A 15,239-nucleotide genomic window follows, 5' to 3' on the forward strand; every position below is an offset into this window, starting at 1 on the left:
CATTGGGTTTGTTGAATACAAACGGTGATAATAGGGTCGTCGAGCAACGCGCCTTCACCAAGGCAATTACCTATTATCACCGTTCTATATGATGGTTTTTATCATCACGTATTTTCACGTTTTTACTGGTGTAACGGTTAAAGATAAAACCTTTTACGTGTTTCGGCCGTCACAATGGGAAGCTACGCTTAAAGAGGACTATTGCTTCTGTCGTTATCCGTTAAGGAGACAACAAATGAAGATCCGTATCGCCAGTTATAACGTTGAGAACCTGTTCCATCGTACCGCCATCCTCAACCTCCCCGACTCCCGGCAGATTGATGCCTTATTGGAACAGGTCAGGCAGCTCCAGCAACTTCTCGAACAGCCCCAATACGATGATGCTCTGAAGGATAAGGTATTCCGCCTTTCTATCGCACTGCGCCCTTATATTGATATTCGCACCGATGCGGGCACGTTGGGACGATGGAAAAAGGAGGAGGCTGGCACCGGATTCAGGATCAACAAAAGCTGCCGTGGCCGTGGGGATTGGATCGGCGAAATCGTGTTTAAGGCACAAGAGTTCAGCAGTCAGCAGCGTAAGAATACGGGCAAGGTTATTACTCTACTTAACGCCGATATCCTGTGCGCCGTTGAAGTTGAAAATATGGACGTCTTACGTGATTTCAACAGCCAGGTGCTGGGGAAAAAGAAGTTTAACCAGTTCGTGATGATCGACAGCCCGAATGATCCACGCGGCATTGATGTTGCCTGCCTGACGCGTTACCGGATTGCCCAGCTTCGCACGCATATTTTTGATGCCGGAAAACAATTTGACCCTGTCTTTAGCCGTGACTGCCTTGAAGTCACGCTGGATGTTGGTCTCAAGCAGCCGATTTATGTTCTCTGTAACCATTTCAAAAGCCAGAATGGTCAAACGGAAGCAGAGCGACAGCGTGGGGCAGACAAGCGCCGTGACCAATCCGAACGTGTCGCGGAGATTGTCCAACAGACTTACGATCTCAAGAAGGATTACGTGGTCATTCTCGGTGATTTGAACGAGGATTCTTCAAACCCCTGGCACAGTTTGGCTCCGCTGTTTTCTCTGTCAGATTTACACCCGGTTATCGATCCTGCACGCCCGGAAAAAGAGCGCTACACCTACTATTTCGCTGGCGGAAAGAAAGGCGCGCGGTTAAATCAACTGGACTATATTTTCCTGTCTGCGCCGCTGCATCAGGCGGTGGTGGAGTGGGGCGTCGAACGTCGGGGTATTTATAATATCGACAAGATTACCGCCAAAGAGGGCGCGGAACCCGTTACGCCGTTACCCGAAGTAACATCATGGGACACCGCGGCGTCCGACCATGCCGCGCTCTGGGTGGACGTGGACATTACCTGATCGCCGCTTTACGGCTATGATGGCGTGAGAAAATAGAGCAGTCATAGCCGTATAAACTGAGGACGATGATGAGTCATAAACAAGGACTAGATAAATACCCAGGTGCGCTGCGCTGGTCGTTTGGCGACAGCCCCGAGCTGGCGGATGAGCTTTTACAACTGGTGCGGGAAGGGCATAAAACGGCAACCTGTAGCTCGTATCACATGTTCAAAAATGAAGAAACGCCGCAGGTAGGCGATTACAACATCGTTCTGGACGGTGCTGGGCAGCCTTCCTGCGTAATTCGGACACGCTCGTTAACGCTGGTGCGCTACTGTGATGTGACGGCGGAAATGGCAGCAAAAGAGGGTGAAGGCGACAAAAGCCTGGCTTTCTGGCGCGAAGGCCATCAGACGTTTTTCGAACGAGAAGGCACGTTCGCCCCGGATATGCTGCTGGTGTTTGAAGAGTTTGAGCTGGTTGAGGTGTTGTGATTCTGGATGAGCTGCTGCGAAACCCGACGGTGTTTTGTCGTCGGGGCGGCTGAATTAAACTGTTGGGGTGTGTGAGAACCTGATGCCCGCAAGTGGCGAAAAATGTCTAAATTATCTGTGACGGTTCACGATGCTGAAAGCATGATCATCTGTTTTTTAGCTTGCCGTCGACATTATTAAACATTGTCTTTTCATGCTCGATGAGCCATTTCTTGCGGGCGATACCGCCACCGTAGCCTGTCATCGCACCATTTTTACCGATAATTCTGTGACATGGGATGACGATTGCTATTCGGTTTGCGCCATTTGCAGCAGCCACCGCCCGTACAGCATTAGGTTTCCCTATCAGTCCAGAAAGCGCTTGATAGTGCGAAGTTTGACCATAAGGAACAGCACGTAGTGCTTGCCAGACAGTACGTTGAAAATCACTGCCAGGGGTATCAAGCAAAAGAGTAAACTGTTGGCGCGTGCCTGAAAAATATTCGTTAATCTCTTTTTCTGTTTGCCGGGTATGATTATTTTCACCTGACATTATTCGCGCTTTGAGCCGGTGCTGAAGATCGCGAAATTCGGTCTCCAGCATTCGACGGTCAGTAAATTCCAGAAGGCAAACGCCACGTTCAGTGGCACAAACAAACATGGGGCCGAGCGGTGTGGTAAAACGGTGAATCATAATCACCTGGCTTTGTTCGGTTGGGCTAACGCCCGTGAGACGTTTATAGGTATAGCCAAAACCACTTAATGATTCGTAGCCGTTATCAAATGCAACCTCGGTAGCATTACGCCCTCCTTTCAGTTCCTGAAGCGCGATATTTACTCGCTGCATGCGTTGAAAAGCCTGAAAGGTAATGCCGTGATTTTGCAGAAACCATCGTCGAACTCGCTCTGGGCTGAGGTCGTGTTTACGAAGCTCCGTGTCGCTTATACGTGTTTTAGGGTTGGCGCGCACGAGTGCAAGCGCCTGTTCAATGAAAAGCGGTGCGCTATGGGCATTTTCCGTTGGCCGACAGACTTTGCACGGGCGAAATCCTGCATCCAAAGCAGATTTAAAATCTTTATAGAACTCGACATTTTCACGTTTCGGTTTTCGTGCCCGACAGACTGAAATACAAAATACACCTGTCGTTATTACCCCAACAAAAAATACTCCCGTATATTCTGAATCGCGCTCAAGTAGCGCCTGATACCAGACATCGCACTGATCATTATCGAGAACTTTCATCAACAAAAACTCCAGCAAACGACTGTTGCGATTGGATAATTAGCATTAAATCTTCAAGCTTTGATTGAACTGCGGAATGAATAAAATTACCCATCGAGATGCGATTTACGCCTAGTTCTTTTAGCCTGTCGAAAGTGGGGAGGTCTGGCATGCACATGACGTTTAGGGGCAAATTAACCCCTTGGGAAATGGCCTTAATATCATGTTCAGATGTTAGGCACGGAACAAAAATACCGTCTGCACCAGCCTTTTCATATAATCGACCACGCAACAGCGTTTCCTGTAGCGCCTGCTCATGACCCAGAAGAAAAGTATCGGTACGAATATTAAAAAATAGTTGGTAATTCTCTGTGATCAACGCATTACGAACCTCTTTTAATGTTCTGGTAAATGCTACGGCGTCATCAAGTTGTCTGACACCATTAATCACTCTGCTATCCTCAAGGTTTATGCCAACAACACCGAGCAGGGCGAGACGTTTAAGATGGGAGGTTATCTCGTTTGCTGTTCTACCAAACCCAGCCTCAACGTCAACGCTTAATGGTAAGGTACTGACGGATTTGATACGAGTGACGATATATAGCAACTCATCAAATGACATTGCTTCTCCGTCCTCGTAGCCTAACATGGCGGCAATGGCTGCGCTTGATGTTCCCAGTGCTTGATAGCCCGCCCGCTGAGCGGCAATAGCACTGCCTGCATCCCAGACATTTGCGATGAGTAATGGTGTGTTTTGATTATGAAGTCCAGCGAAGTCCATGATGATCTCCTTTTGCGATATACAGGATTAATCTTGAACATCCTACGACACTCTCACAACCGAAAATCAGACGACCATTTTCTGTAAACCGTCACGCATACCGGAACGGCTGGATAACTTGCACCGGCTCTTTCATGCGTCAGAAACGGATAAACAAGAAGGGATGAGTCATTAACAACGAATTCCCCATCTCGCGGACGCCACCGCTCAGCGCGTCCACGCTAAGGCCGTTGTTGCCTAAATAGAAGGCAAAGAAAAAGGCGCTTAACCAAGAGGTAAAGCGCCTTTTTTCAAATGCTTAACTGATTAGTATCAGTTCATGCCGTATTTTTCAATTTCTTACGCAGAGTACCGCGGTTGATGCCCATCATCAGGGCAGCGCGGGTTTGGTTACCGCGGGTGTATTGCATCACCATGTCCAACAGTGGCTGTTCAACTTCAGCCAATACCAGCTCATACAGGTCACTTACATCCTGACCGTTCAATTGAGCAAAATAGTTCTTCAGTGCCTGTTTAACCGAGTCGCGCAGGGGTTTTTGGGTTACCTGAGCCTGAGAGTTTACAGTGGAAACGGTCAGTACGTCAGAATTCACGCGTTGTTCGAACATAGTTCTGTCAGCTCTTTTTCTGTTTACGCAAGATTTTCAAAATATGCCTTCAACGCCTCCAGCTGCTCGCTGGCATCCTCAATGGCGTTGAATGTGCGCCTAAACTGGTCGTTTGGGGCATGTTCCTGGAGATACCAGGATACGTGCTTACGAGCGATACGAAATCCCTTGCCTGGACCATAAAAGTCGTGCAATTCCCGTATGTGCTCGATCAACAAGCGCTTAACCTCTGCCAACGGCATTGGTGCCAGCAACTCCCCTGTGTCCAGATAATGCTGGATTTCCCGAAAGATCCAGGGTCTTCCCTGAGCGGCTCGTCCTATCATCAGGGCGTCAGCCCCGGTGTAGTCCAGAACCGCTCTGGCTTTATGCGGGTCTGTAATGTCGCCATTCGCAACAATAGGAATGGTAACGGCCTGCTTAACTGCCCGAATGCTGTCGTATTCCGCGAAACCATTGAACAGGCACGCACGGGTGCGTCCGTGAATGGTTAACGCCTGAATGCCACAGTCTTCGGCCAGTTTGGCAATTTCTACACAGTTGCGGTGCTCTGGTGCCCAACCGGTACGGATTTTCAGTGTCACCGGCACGTCTACCGCTTTCACTACCGCAGAGAGGATCTGTTTGACCAAATCCGGATACTGCAATAACGCAGATCCTGCCATCTTGCGGTTCACCTTCTTCGCCGGGCAGCCCATATTGATGTCAATGATTTGCGCGCCGGAATCAGCATTGATTCTCGCTGCCGCCGCCATCTCATCGGGGTCACAACCGGCAATCTGCACGGCTCTGATACCCGGTTCATCGCTATGAACCATTCGCAAACGCGATTTGTCTGAACGCCACACTTCCGGGTTGGAAGAAAGCATTTCAGACACGGTCATTCCAGCGCCCATCGCGTGACAGAGTGCTCTAAATGGGCGATCGCTAATACCAGCCATTGGGGCTGCTATCAAACGATTGGTAAGCTGAAATTGTCCAATGTGCATAGACAAAAATTGACCATACTGTGCCTGCAAGGGCGCGTATATTACGCATTTTTTACGTCAGATGAAAGGCCAAACTTTGACCAATTTACGGCTATCGATCAATGAAAATGCACATCGTGAAGATGTGTAAAAATATTATCCATATTTAACAGCTAGTTATATTTTCATGGCGATTTTGTTCTGGGAAATATTCATCGGTTTACAGAATTTTATCTGTAAGCGTAGCCATTTTTAGTGGAGATACAGCAGGCTATCAATGCGTTATCAGTGAAATGCGTTGGTTAATGCGGTGATTGGGTGTGCCCACCGTTGTACATACGGTGGGCGGGACTCGCGGGGTAATGCTGTTACGATGCGCGGCGTTGGCCGGTAATGCGGCACCACTCTTCGCGTTCAGCGACTGGGTCGAGCGTGAATTTGTCTTCGTATGCTTCTGCGACGCCTTCGGCCTGCGTCGCCAGCACGCCGGACAAGCCGAGGTGACCACCCACTTTAGGCAAATCGCTAATCAGCGGTGCCAGCTCGCGCAGCGGGCCAGCAAGGATGTTGGCGACGACGACATCGGCAGACAGGTCGGCAGGCTGGTCTTTCGGCAGATACAGTTCAAGACGCTCAGAAACGCCGTTGCGCTGTGCGTTGTCGCGGCTGGCCTGAATCGCCTGCGGATCGATATCAATCCCGATAGCGCGCGCCGCACCCAGTTTCAGGGCGGCAATCGCCAGAATGCCGGAACCGCAGCCGAAATCGATGATGGTTTTCCCTTCCAGATCCAGTCCGTCGAGCCATTGCAGGCACAGCGCGGTCGTTGGATGGGTGCCGGTGCCGAATGCCAGACCCGGATCGAGCATCACGTTGACGGCCGTCGGGTCAGGAATGTCACGCCAGCTTGGGCAAATCCACAGGCGTTTGCCGAACTGCATCGGGTGGAAGTTATCCATCCACTCGCGTTCCCAGTCTTTGTCTTCCAATTGTTCGATTTTGTGTTTAAAACCCACGCCCAGTAGCGGCTCTTGCTCCAGCATGGCGATAACCGCGTTCATGTCGGTTTCAGCATCGTACAGCGCAATCGCGTCGGTATCGCCCCACAGGCGGGTCTCGCCCGGTAGCGGTTCGAACACCGGGGTATCGTGCGTATCCTGAAACGTAACGGATACCGCACCGCTTTCCATCATGACGTCACCCAGTTGTTCAGCAACCTTTCCTGAGGTGTTTATTTTCAGTTGAATCCACGGCATAGCAGTCTCTATTACATTTAAAGTGAAGATGAAGCAGCAACCGGCGCTGGTGGATTATGACCAAAGCGGTTGCCAATAATAAACGCCATCAGGCTCAGTAACAGCGATGGCACAATCGGGTGATAGCCAGCCAACTGAAGATTGAAGCTGGCCAGTAAGGTATAGCAAATCGCCCCGGTGAACATGGCGCTAAGCGCACCCGCGGCGTTCGCGCGTTCCCAGTACAGGCCCAGCACCAGCGGCCATAGGAACACCGCTTCCAGCCCGCCAAATGCCAGCAGGTTCAGCCAAATGATCATATCCGGCGGCCGCAACGAGGCCAGTAGCACCAGCAGGCCCAATAGCAGCGTGGTCATGCTGGAGAGGATCTTGATGCGGCGTTCGTTATGGATCTGCTGCGGGCGCACGCTGAGATAGAGATCTTTGATGATCGTCGCGGAGGCCTGAAGCAGATGCGCATTAATGTTGGACATGATAGCGGCCATTGGCGCGGCGAGAAAGATCCCTGCGGCCAGTGGCGGGAGGACGGTGACCATCAGCGCGGGCAACACCTGATCGGGAATGGTCAGATTCGGCATCACGGCACGACCCAGCGCGCCAGCCAGATGCATGCCGAGCATCAGGATGCCGATGACGATCGTGCCGATGATAATGCCACGGTGCAGCGCTTTGCTGTCACGATAAGAGATACAGCGGACGGCGGTGTTTGGCAGGCCGATGACGCCGAAGCAGACCAGCACCCAGAATGAAGCCATAAACGGCATCGACAGAATACCGTTGCTGCCCTGCGGTGACACCAGCATCGGGTCAATCTGTTGCAGTTTATCCACCGCGCTGTGCAAGCCCCCTGCGGCATAAATCACGCCGACCAGCAGGATGACGGTGCCGATCAGCATCACGATGCCCTGCATTGCATCATTGAGCACGCTGGCGCGGAAGCCGCCAAATGTGGTGTACAGCGCAATAGTGACGCCGAAAATCAGCAGACCGATGTCGTAAGGGATGTTCGCTGCGGTTTCCAGCAGGCGCGCGCCGCCGATGAACTGCACGGCCATGGCGCCGATAAACGCGACCAGCAGGCTGATGCTGGCAAACCATACCAATAGCGGACTGTTGTAGCGGGCGTACAGCATGTCATTCAGCGTGATGGCGTTGTAGCGTCGTGCCAAAATGGCGAACTTTTTCCCCAGAATACCGAGCGACAGCAGCATGGTGGGAAGCTGGATCATCGACAGCAGCACCCAGCCCAGCCCGTATTTATACGCGGCACCCGGCCCGCCGATAAAAGAGCTGGCGCTGACGTAAGTGCCGATGAGCGTCATCGCCAGTACAAACCCGCCCATTGAGCGGCCGCCGAGGAAATACTCGTTAAGAAAGTTACCCGCCTGACGGCGGCGGTACGCATAGACCGACAGCCCGAAGACCAGCAGCAGGTAGCCAATCAGCGGCAGTAAAATTTCAATTTGCATCGTCACTCTCCAGTGAGATATCGCGGAAAATAACGCGCACCATCAGCCAGCACAGCAGCGTAAACACGAGCGGCAGCAGCAGGCAGGCCATCTCAAACCAGTGTGGAAGGCCGGTGATCCCTTGTGTGTTGTCTGGCAAATAGGCGGCAAGCACCCAGGCCACTAAATAAACCAGCGTCAGGCCAAAAGCCCAGCGGGCCTCTTTGTGCGCCTGAGGAAAGCGTGTATCCATGTTCTTCTCCACCGTAAATGGGAGCATCAACCCGCCATTTTAGGGCATGGGGATTGTTATGGGCGTCATATTGTTATGGACGTCGTGATGACGAAAGCGGGAATTTTACGGCATGTGAGCCAATTGACTAGTAAGAATTACGCCATCAGCGTAAAAGCCAGTCTCGGGAGGTAATGCTAATCGTTTAAGAATCGAGATACCGTGTTTCCCCTAAATCCAGAAGTAAGCGTTCAGCATTCAATTGCGGGGCGCTCATTGTCTGACAGAAAAAGCCTGCTTTGCGATAGGGGTTAAAAAGGAAGTACGACGGGTATATTTCGCTCTGGTGAGCAACAGAGCAAGACGGAAATAAAATCTATCTCACCACAAAATAATACTAAATGAGTATTTTGGCTTATTGATCTTGAGGTAATTGGCGAATGATGGACGTCACATCGCATAATTTTCTCAGGAGAAGGTTTACTGTAGGACTATTATTTATCGTCTGCTCTTTCAGCGCAGAATAGTTAAAGATGAACCAAAGGAGTCGTTATGTCAGTTTCAGCAAGAAATCAGCTTTCGGGTGTTGTGTCTTCCATTGTTGAAGGTGCAGTAAACAATGAAGTCGCATTGACCTTGGAAAGTGGGGATAAGTTAACGACGGTGATTACACGAGCCAGCTGTCAATCGATGAACCTTGCCGTTGGCAAGCCAGCGATTGCGTTGGTGAAAGCCCCTTGGGTCATTCTGGCATCCGCCGAATGTGGTTTGAATTTTTCTGCCCGCAATCAGTTCCACGGTAAGGTGAGCACCGTTACAAAAGGCGCCGTCAACTCGACAGTGCAGTTGGTGACTGCCAGTGGGTTGACGCTGACATCAACCGTTACCAATGAGAGTCTGGAAGAGATGAATATTGATGTGGGCAGCGAATTAATTGCTCTGGTTAAAGCGTCCAGTATTATTCTGGCTACCCGGAAATAATTACCGCTTTCTTTAGTGAATTCAAATATCGCTTATTTCCCGTTTAAATAGCCAATGTCTGGTATCGTCGGAAGATTGACCTTGAATAGGATTATTTAAGAGATATACGCAGATATAAATAACAAAGGCCAGCATAAGCTGGCCTTTTGGCTCGATTGCGAAGTGTTTACTGCAAGCCGAGTTTCTTCTCCAGATAGTGGATGTTCGTGCCACCTTTCTGGAAGTTTTCGTCGCTCATGATCTTCATCTGAAGCTCGATGTTGGTTTTAATACCATCGATAATCAGTTCAGCCAGCGCGTTCTTCATACGGGAAATCGCGATTTCGCGGGTTTCACCGTAAGTGATCAGCTTGCCGATCATGGAATCGTAATACGGCGGTACGGTATAACCGGCGTAAATATGCGATTCCCAACGTACACCAAAGCCGCCCGGCGCGTGGAAACGCGTGATTTTACCCGGACTTGGCAGGAACGTGTTCGGATCTTCCGCGTTGATACGGCATTCTACCGCATGGCCGCGAACCTTGACGTCTTTCTGCTTGATGGACAGCGGCAGACCAGCAGCAATACGCAGCTGTTCTTTGATCAGATCCACGCCGGTAATCATCTCGGTGACCGGATGCTCCACCTGAATACGGGTGTTCATTTCAATGAAGTAGAACTCGCCGTTTTCGTACAGGAACTCGAACGTACCCGCGCCACGATAGTTGATATCGATACAGGCTTTGGCGCAGCGATCGCCGATGTTGCGACGCAGTTCGTCGGTGATGCCCGGTGCTGGCGCTTCTTCCACCACTTTCTGGTGGCGACGCTGCATGGAGCAGTCACGCTCAGCCAGATAAACAGCATGGCCCTGACCGTCAGCCAATACCTGAATTTCCACGTGGCGTGGGTTTTCCAGGTATTTTTCCATGTAGACCATGTCGTTGTTGAAAGCCGCTTTGGCTTCTGCACGGGTCATGTTGATGGATTGTTCCAGCTCTTTGTCGCTGCGCACGACGCGCATACCACGACCGCCGCCGCCGCCAGAGGCTTTGATGATGACCGGATAGCCGATGCGTTTTGCATGAGCGCGGTTAGCGTCCATGTCACCGTCTAGCGGGCCATCAGAGCCAGGTACGGTTGGAACACCTGCTTTTTTCATCGCGGTGATGGCAGACACTTTGTCGCCCATCAGGCGAATAGTTTCTGCGCCTGGGCCGATGAAGATAAAGCCAGAGCGTTCAACCTGCTCGGCGAAATCCGCATTTTCGGACAGGAAGCCGTAGCCAGGGTGAATCGCGACGGCACCGGTGATTTCCGCAGCGGAAATAATCGCAGGGATATTCAGGTAGCTTTTTGTTGACGGCGCCGGGCCGATACACACGGTTTCGTCCGCCAGCAATACGTGTTTCAAATCGCGATCCGCACTGGAGTGAACAGCGACGGTTTTGATGCCCAGTTCTTTACAGGCACGCAAAATACGCAGCGCGATCTCTCCGCGGTTAGCGATAACGATTTTATCTAGCATGATAAGCCTCGTTATTCGATGACAACCAGTGGCTCGTCAAATTCAACCGGCTGACCGCTTTCGACCAGGATGGCTTTCACCACGCCTGCTTTGTCGGCTTCGATCTGGTTCATCATTTTCATGGCTTCGACGATGCACAGGGTATCGCCAACGTTGACGTGCTGACCCACTTCCACGAAGGCTTTAGCGTCCGGGCTTGGGGTGCGATAGAAGGTTCCAACCATTGGAGAACGAACGATGTGTCCACTGATGGCAGCCGGTGCTGCTGCAGCTTCCACTGGCGCTGGTGCAACGGCGGCGGCCAGAGCAGGCTGTGGCTGCATCATTGGCGTAGCGTAAGCCTGTTGCATCATCGGGTAGTTAACCGCTGCTGGGGCACGACTGATACGTACTGATTCTTCACCTTCAGAAATTTCCAGTTCGGCGATGCCGGACTCTTCAACCAGTTCGATCAGTTTTTTGATTTTACGAATATCCATGGATGTGGTTCCGTACTCTTTTGTTTAATTGGAAGTTGACAGGCGTTTTACCGCTGTCTGTAAAGCATACTGATAACCATCTGCCCCCAGGCCACATATCACGCCTACCGCAACATCAGAAAGATAGGAGTGATGACGAAAAGGCTCGCGTGCATGCACGTTGGACAGATGAATTTCGATAAACGGAATCGAGACCGCCAGCAGGGCATCACGCAGCGCAACGCTGGTGTGGGTGAATGCCGCTGGGTTAATCAGAATGAAGTCTGTGTTTCCTCTGGCCTGATGGATGGTATCGATCAGGATATGTTCCGCGTTGGATTGCAGATGGGAAAACTCCACGTTCAATGTCTGCGCCTGTGTTTCCAGTTCGCTGACAATGTCTGCTAGCGTCGTCTTACCGTATTTGTCGGGCTCTCGGGTTCCTAGCAGATTCAGGTTTGGACCGTTCAAGAGCAAAATGTGAAACTTTTCTGCCATTGTGCTGCTATCTCCCGCGATTGACCTAGATTGGCAAAACCGTGTCGCACAAAATAGCGCGAAGCTATTCGTTTGTCACCTTTCGTGATGCAAATTGTCCGACCCGAGAAATTAAAGTCGTGCATTATAACCATATCGTGGCAATTCGCAGCTAAATACTGGTCTTATCTGCGGAGATATTCCTGAGCCAGACCGTGAGACGGTGTGAATCTTGCTGTGACTTACGCCCGGTTTTCCCCGTGCCAACGCGGTGTTTAGCGCCACCATTGACGAAATTTCTTATAACGGAACAGCAGCAATATCAGCGCCGCCAGTGCATATAAAATAGGCTGTGGAGACAGTGTTTTAACTGACCAAAGATAGTGTATAGGCGCAAGGATGGCGACTAAATAGACGAAATTATGCAGTTTTTGCCATTGCGATCCCAACTTGCGCATCATTATCTGTGGCGACGTTACCGCCAGTGCCAGCAAAATCAGCCAGCTTATGACACCCAGCGTCAAATAGGGACGGGATATCAGTTCCTTACCCAATAGCTCCAGATGACTCAGACCCAGCTCCAGCAGCGTATAGCTCACCAGATGTAACGTCGCCCAGAAAAAGCACCACAGCCCGAGGAGCCGACGACAGCGAATGAGCAGCGGCTGCTTGCCATCGCGCGCCAGTGGGGTGACCAACAGCGTCGCCAGCAGCAATTTCAGCGCCATCCTGCCGGTAAAGTGCTGGATATCCTTGGCCGGATCTGCGCTGAACCACCCTTGGTCAACCGACAATATCAGCCACAGCAGTGGCAGAAAACCAGCCAGATGGAGTAGCGCTTTTAACCGGGTAATGTGTTGTAGCGTCAGTCTCATGCTGATGTGGATTCCTATCCTGACAAGGTGTTATTGGTTAGACGTTTTGTGTCATTTGTTCACGTTTTGGTATCAGTCGCTAAAAGTTTTCACGCAGATTCAAGCCGCGATACAGCGAAGCGACCTGTTCCGCATAGCCGTTGAACAACAGCGTGGGTTGACGCTCAACGTTAAGTAGGCCGCCTGAACCGATGACGCGTTCTGTCGCTTGCGACCAGCGCGGGTGATCCACATGGGGGTTAACGTTGGCATAGAAGCCATATTCGTCCGGGGCTGCCAGATTCCAGGTGCAGGGTGGTTTCTCACGAGTGAACCGGATATGTACGATGGATTTGATGTTTTTGAAGCCGTATTTCCACGGCGTGACTAACCGGATGGGGGCACCGTTCTGCGGCGGCAGTGTCTTGCCGTAAACGCCGACGGCCAGCAGCGCCAAAGGGTTCATGGCTTCATCCAACCGTAGCCCTTCTACATAGGGATAATCCAGCCCGCCGCCCATAAAGCGATCTTTTTGTCCCGGCATTTGTTCCGGGTCGTAAAGCGTTTGAAATGCTACGTAGCGTGCGTTGCTGGTGGGTTCGGCGAATTTGATCAGCTTGGCCAGCTCAAATCCAACCCACGGAATCACCATCGACCACGCCTCAACGCAGCGAAAACGATAGATCCGCTCTTCCAGCGGAAAGCGTTTGAGCAAGTCGTCGATATCCAGCGTGAGGGGTTTGGCGACATCACCGTCTATCTTGATGGTCCAGCCTTCGGTTTTTAACCCACCAGCATTCGCTGCCGGGTCGGCTTTATCGAGCCCGAATTCATAGAAGTTGTTATACCCCGTGACCTTATCTTCCGGCGTGAGTGGTAAATCGATCTTCCAGCCCGCAGGTTGGCTAAACGTGAGCGGTTTACCCGGCGGCGCTTTGGGTTTATCGGCACCTTTAAACCAGGCCAGCAGGTCGGCCTGTGCAGAAAACGGCAGTGCAAGCGCCGCAGCGGAAATACCCAGCGCTTTGAGTACGCGCCGGCGCTGATAGAAGAGGGATTCCGGGGTAACGTCGGCTTCCGTGAACTTGCGATGTTTGTGCATGTGAACTCCCGCCAGTCATTATTTTTTTGACACAAAGTGGCGTTTTTACTGCTTACTGTTCACTTAGTTATAGATGAAGTACGGTAGAAACCGCGACAGGAGAGATGAAATACTTTTTTGCAGGGTGTAACAGCGCTCAAGATTACTGATAATGCGTTGGGCGATGATAATGGATAGATCGTAAAGACGCTGTGAATACATCCATGTACGCTCGAGCCGCGCAGATATGAATCTCATCCCTGAGATTCACCCTTTCAGAGCCGTCGCAAGCGACGTTCAAAGGCGTTCCTGACGCCTTTGTCCCTGTCGCGGACGCTTTACTCTTCTATTCCATTATCACCGTTTTCGTTCCGCAAATTAATACGTCAACGAACGGCGTTAGCTGATTTTCACCAGCGTGCGGCCGGTGACTTTGTTCTCCAGCAGCGCCGCGGCGGTGGCAGGGACGTCTTCTAACCCAATTTCCCGCGTGACCTGCTGGTAGAACGACTCGGGCAGGATGGCGGCCAGACGCTCCCACGCTTGCTGACGGCGAGCCAGCGGCGCCATGACGGAATCCACGCCTTGCAGGCGAACATTACGTAAAATAAATGGCATCACGGTCGTTGGCAGGGCAATACCGCCAGCCAGGCCGCATGCGGCAACCGTCGCGTTGTAATCCATCTGCGCCAGCAGCGTCGCCAGTACGTTATCGCCGACGGTATCCACCGCGCCAGCCCAGCATTGTTTTTCCAGCGGGCGAGGGTTTCCGCTGAATTCGCTGCGATCCAGTACCTGCTTCGCCCCGAGTTTTTTCAGGTAATCGGTGTTGTCGGCACGGCCGCTGACGGCGGTGACCTGATAGCCTAGCTCTGCAAGCAGCGCAACAGCCGTGCTACCAACGCCGCCGCTGGCACCAGTCACAATAATGTCGCCGCTTTCCGGTGTGATGCCGCCGTCTTCCAGTGCCATGACGCACAGCATCGCGGTGAAGCCCGCCGTACCCAGGATCATGGCTTTACGTGCATCCAGTGAAACAGGCAGGGGCACCAGCCAGTCGCTCTTCACGCGAGCCTGTTGCGCCAATCCGCCCCAGTGGTTTTCACCCACGCCCCAACCCGTCAGAATGACTTGTTGGCCGACGGTAAACCGATCGCTGTCGCTGTGGCGTATGGTTCCTGCGAAATCGATCCCAGGAACCATCGGGAAGTTACGAATAATTTTGCCTTTGCCAGTAATGGCAAGCGCATCCTTATAGTTAATACCAGACCAGTTAATATCGACAGTTACATCCCCGGTGGGAAGCTGCTCGGCGTCAATCTCGCGAATCTGAGCGTGGGTCAGTCCGTCTGACTGTTCAAGAACTAAAGCCTGCATGGGCTATCTCCTGTAGCAGGATTAAATAGGGGGAGTCATTCGACTATAGTTATTACAGATACTATTTGTTAATACAGTTACCTGCGTTAGTACTGGTACTATGCGTTATAGCTGGCCTATGCGAACTGATAAAAAACAACAAACTCGCAGAAA

General features: G+C 51.6%; 15 protein-coding genes and 1 pseudogene. 3 read left to right on the forward strand and 13 right to left on the reverse strand.

Features of this window, described 5'->3' with window-relative positions; all coding sequences use genetic code 11:
- Nucleotides 1-235: 235 nt before the first annotated feature.
- Entirely contained in the window at nucleotides 236-1,381 is a 1,146-nt protein-coding gene (locus tag NAL19_RS01220; protein ID WP_263058532.1) for an endonuclease/exonuclease/phosphatase family protein, read from the forward strand.
- Between the two features lie 68 nt (nucleotides 1,382-1,449).
- On the forward strand, nucleotides 1,450-1,854 hold the full coding sequence (locus NAL19_RS01225) for an ASCH domain-containing protein (RefSeq protein ID WP_263059644.1): 405 nt from the start codon (nucleotides 1,450-1,452) through the stop codon (nucleotides 1,852-1,854).
- 145 nt (nucleotides 1,855-1,999) lie between these two features.
- On the opposite strand, the gene NAL19_RS01230 is transcribed toward NAL19_RS01225, so the two are convergent.
- From NAL19_RS01230 to NAL19_RS01260, 7 genes and pseudogenes are all read right to left on the reverse strand, one after another.
- The gene (locus tag NAL19_RS01230; protein ID WP_263058533.1) at nucleotides 2,000-3,076 is read right to left on the reverse strand and encodes a bifunctional transcriptional activator/DNA repair enzyme AdaA; all 1,077 of its coding nucleotides are present in this window, start codon (nucleotides 3,074-3,076) and stop codon (nucleotides 2,000-2,002) included.
- Entirely contained in the window at nucleotides 3,060-3,836 is a 777-nt protein-coding gene (locus NAL19_RS01235; protein ID WP_263058534.1) for an isocitrate lyase/phosphoenolpyruvate mutase family protein, read from the reverse strand. The genes NAL19_RS01230 and NAL19_RS01235 overlap by 17 nt, the downstream gene beginning before the upstream one ends.
- Before the next feature lie 312 nt (nucleotides 3,837-4,148).
- A pseudogene (gene fis, locus NAL19_RS01240) lies at nucleotides 4,149-4,444 on the reverse strand (DNA-binding transcriptional regulator Fis).
- 23 nt (nucleotides 4,445-4,467) lie between these two features.
- Nucleotides 4,468-5,433 (reverse strand): tRNA dihydrouridine synthase DusB, encoded by a 966-nt coding sequence (gene dusB / locus NAL19_RS01245; protein ID WP_180743614.1) that lies wholly within the window; start codon nucleotides 5,431-5,433, stop codon nucleotides 4,468-4,470.
- A gap of 347 nt (nucleotides 5,434-5,780) precedes the next feature.
- The gene (gene prmA, locus NAL19_RS01250; RefSeq protein ID WP_263058536.1) at nucleotides 5,781-6,668 is read right to left on the reverse strand and encodes a 50S ribosomal protein L11 methyltransferase; all 888 of its coding nucleotides are present in this window, start codon (nucleotides 6,666-6,668) and stop codon (nucleotides 5,781-5,783) included.
- Between the two features lie 17 nt (nucleotides 6,669-6,685).
- Complete coding sequence (gene panF, locus NAL19_RS01255) at nucleotides 6,686-8,137, reverse strand: sodium/pantothenate symporter (protein WP_039507251.1); 1,452 nt, start codon at nucleotides 8,135-8,137, stop codon at nucleotides 6,686-6,688.
- Nucleotides 8,127-8,369, reverse strand: coding sequence for a YhdT family protein (locus NAL19_RS01260; RefSeq protein ID WP_010681541.1), 243 nt, complete (start codon nucleotides 8,367-8,369; stop codon nucleotides 8,127-8,129). Before NAL19_RS01260 ends, panF begins: the two co-directional genes overlap by 11 nt.
- 531 nt (nucleotides 8,370-8,900) lie before the next feature.
- On the opposite strand from NAL19_RS01260, the gene NAL19_RS01265 reads away from it, so the two are divergent.
- The gene (locus tag NAL19_RS01265; RefSeq protein WP_225086550.1) at nucleotides 8,901-9,329 is read left to right on the forward strand and encodes a molybdopterin-binding protein; all 429 of its coding nucleotides are present in this window, start codon (nucleotides 8,901-8,903) and stop codon (nucleotides 9,327-9,329) included.
- 166 nt (nucleotides 9,330-9,495) lie between these two features.
- Here the strand turns inward: NAL19_RS01265 and accC are convergent, their stop codons facing one another.
- The 6 genes from accC to NAL19_RS01295 form a co-directional block, all read right to left on the reverse strand.
- Entirely contained in the window at nucleotides 9,496-10,839 is a 1,344-nt protein-coding gene (gene accC, locus NAL19_RS01270) for an acetyl-CoA carboxylase biotin carboxylase subunit (protein WP_263058537.1), read from the reverse strand.
- 11 nt (nucleotides 10,840-10,850) lie between these two features.
- Nucleotides 10,851-11,318, reverse strand: a complete 468-nt coding sequence (gene accB, locus NAL19_RS01275; protein WP_225086552.1) for an acetyl-CoA carboxylase biotin carboxyl carrier protein — start codon at nucleotides 11,316-11,318, stop codon at nucleotides 10,851-10,853.
- Nucleotides 11,319-11,342: 24 nt separating this feature from the next.
- Nucleotides 11,343-11,795: a type II 3-dehydroquinate dehydratase gene (gene aroQ / locus NAL19_RS01280; protein WP_225086553.1), complete on the reverse strand. Its 453-nt coding sequence runs from the start codon at nucleotides 11,793-11,795 to the stop codon at nucleotides 11,343-11,345.
- A 254-nt stretch (nucleotides 11,796-12,049) separates the two neighbouring features.
- Nucleotides 12,050-12,649: a protein-methionine-sulfoxide reductase heme-binding subunit MsrQ gene (gene msrQ / locus NAL19_RS01285; protein WP_263058538.1), complete on the reverse strand. Its 600-nt coding sequence runs from the start codon at nucleotides 12,647-12,649 to the stop codon at nucleotides 12,050-12,052.
- Between the two features lie 79 nt (nucleotides 12,650-12,728).
- The gene (gene msrP, locus NAL19_RS01290) at nucleotides 12,729-13,730 is read right to left on the reverse strand and encodes a protein-methionine-sulfoxide reductase catalytic subunit MsrP (RefSeq protein WP_225086555.1); all 1,002 of its coding nucleotides are present in this window, start codon (nucleotides 13,728-13,730) and stop codon (nucleotides 12,729-12,731) included.
- Between the two features lie 378 nt (nucleotides 13,731-14,108).
- Complete coding sequence (locus tag NAL19_RS01295; protein ID WP_263058539.1) at nucleotides 14,109-15,086, reverse strand: MDR family oxidoreductase; 978 nt, start codon at nucleotides 15,084-15,086, stop codon at nucleotides 14,109-14,111.
- Between the last annotated feature and the right edge of the window lie 153 nt (nucleotides 15,087-15,239).

The sequence above is a fragment of the Pectobacterium sp. F1-1 genome (assembly GCF_025643735.1).
In the GTDB taxonomy this organism is placed as follows: Bacteria; Pseudomonadota; Gammaproteobacteria; order Enterobacterales; family Enterobacteriaceae; genus Pectobacterium; species Pectobacterium colocasium.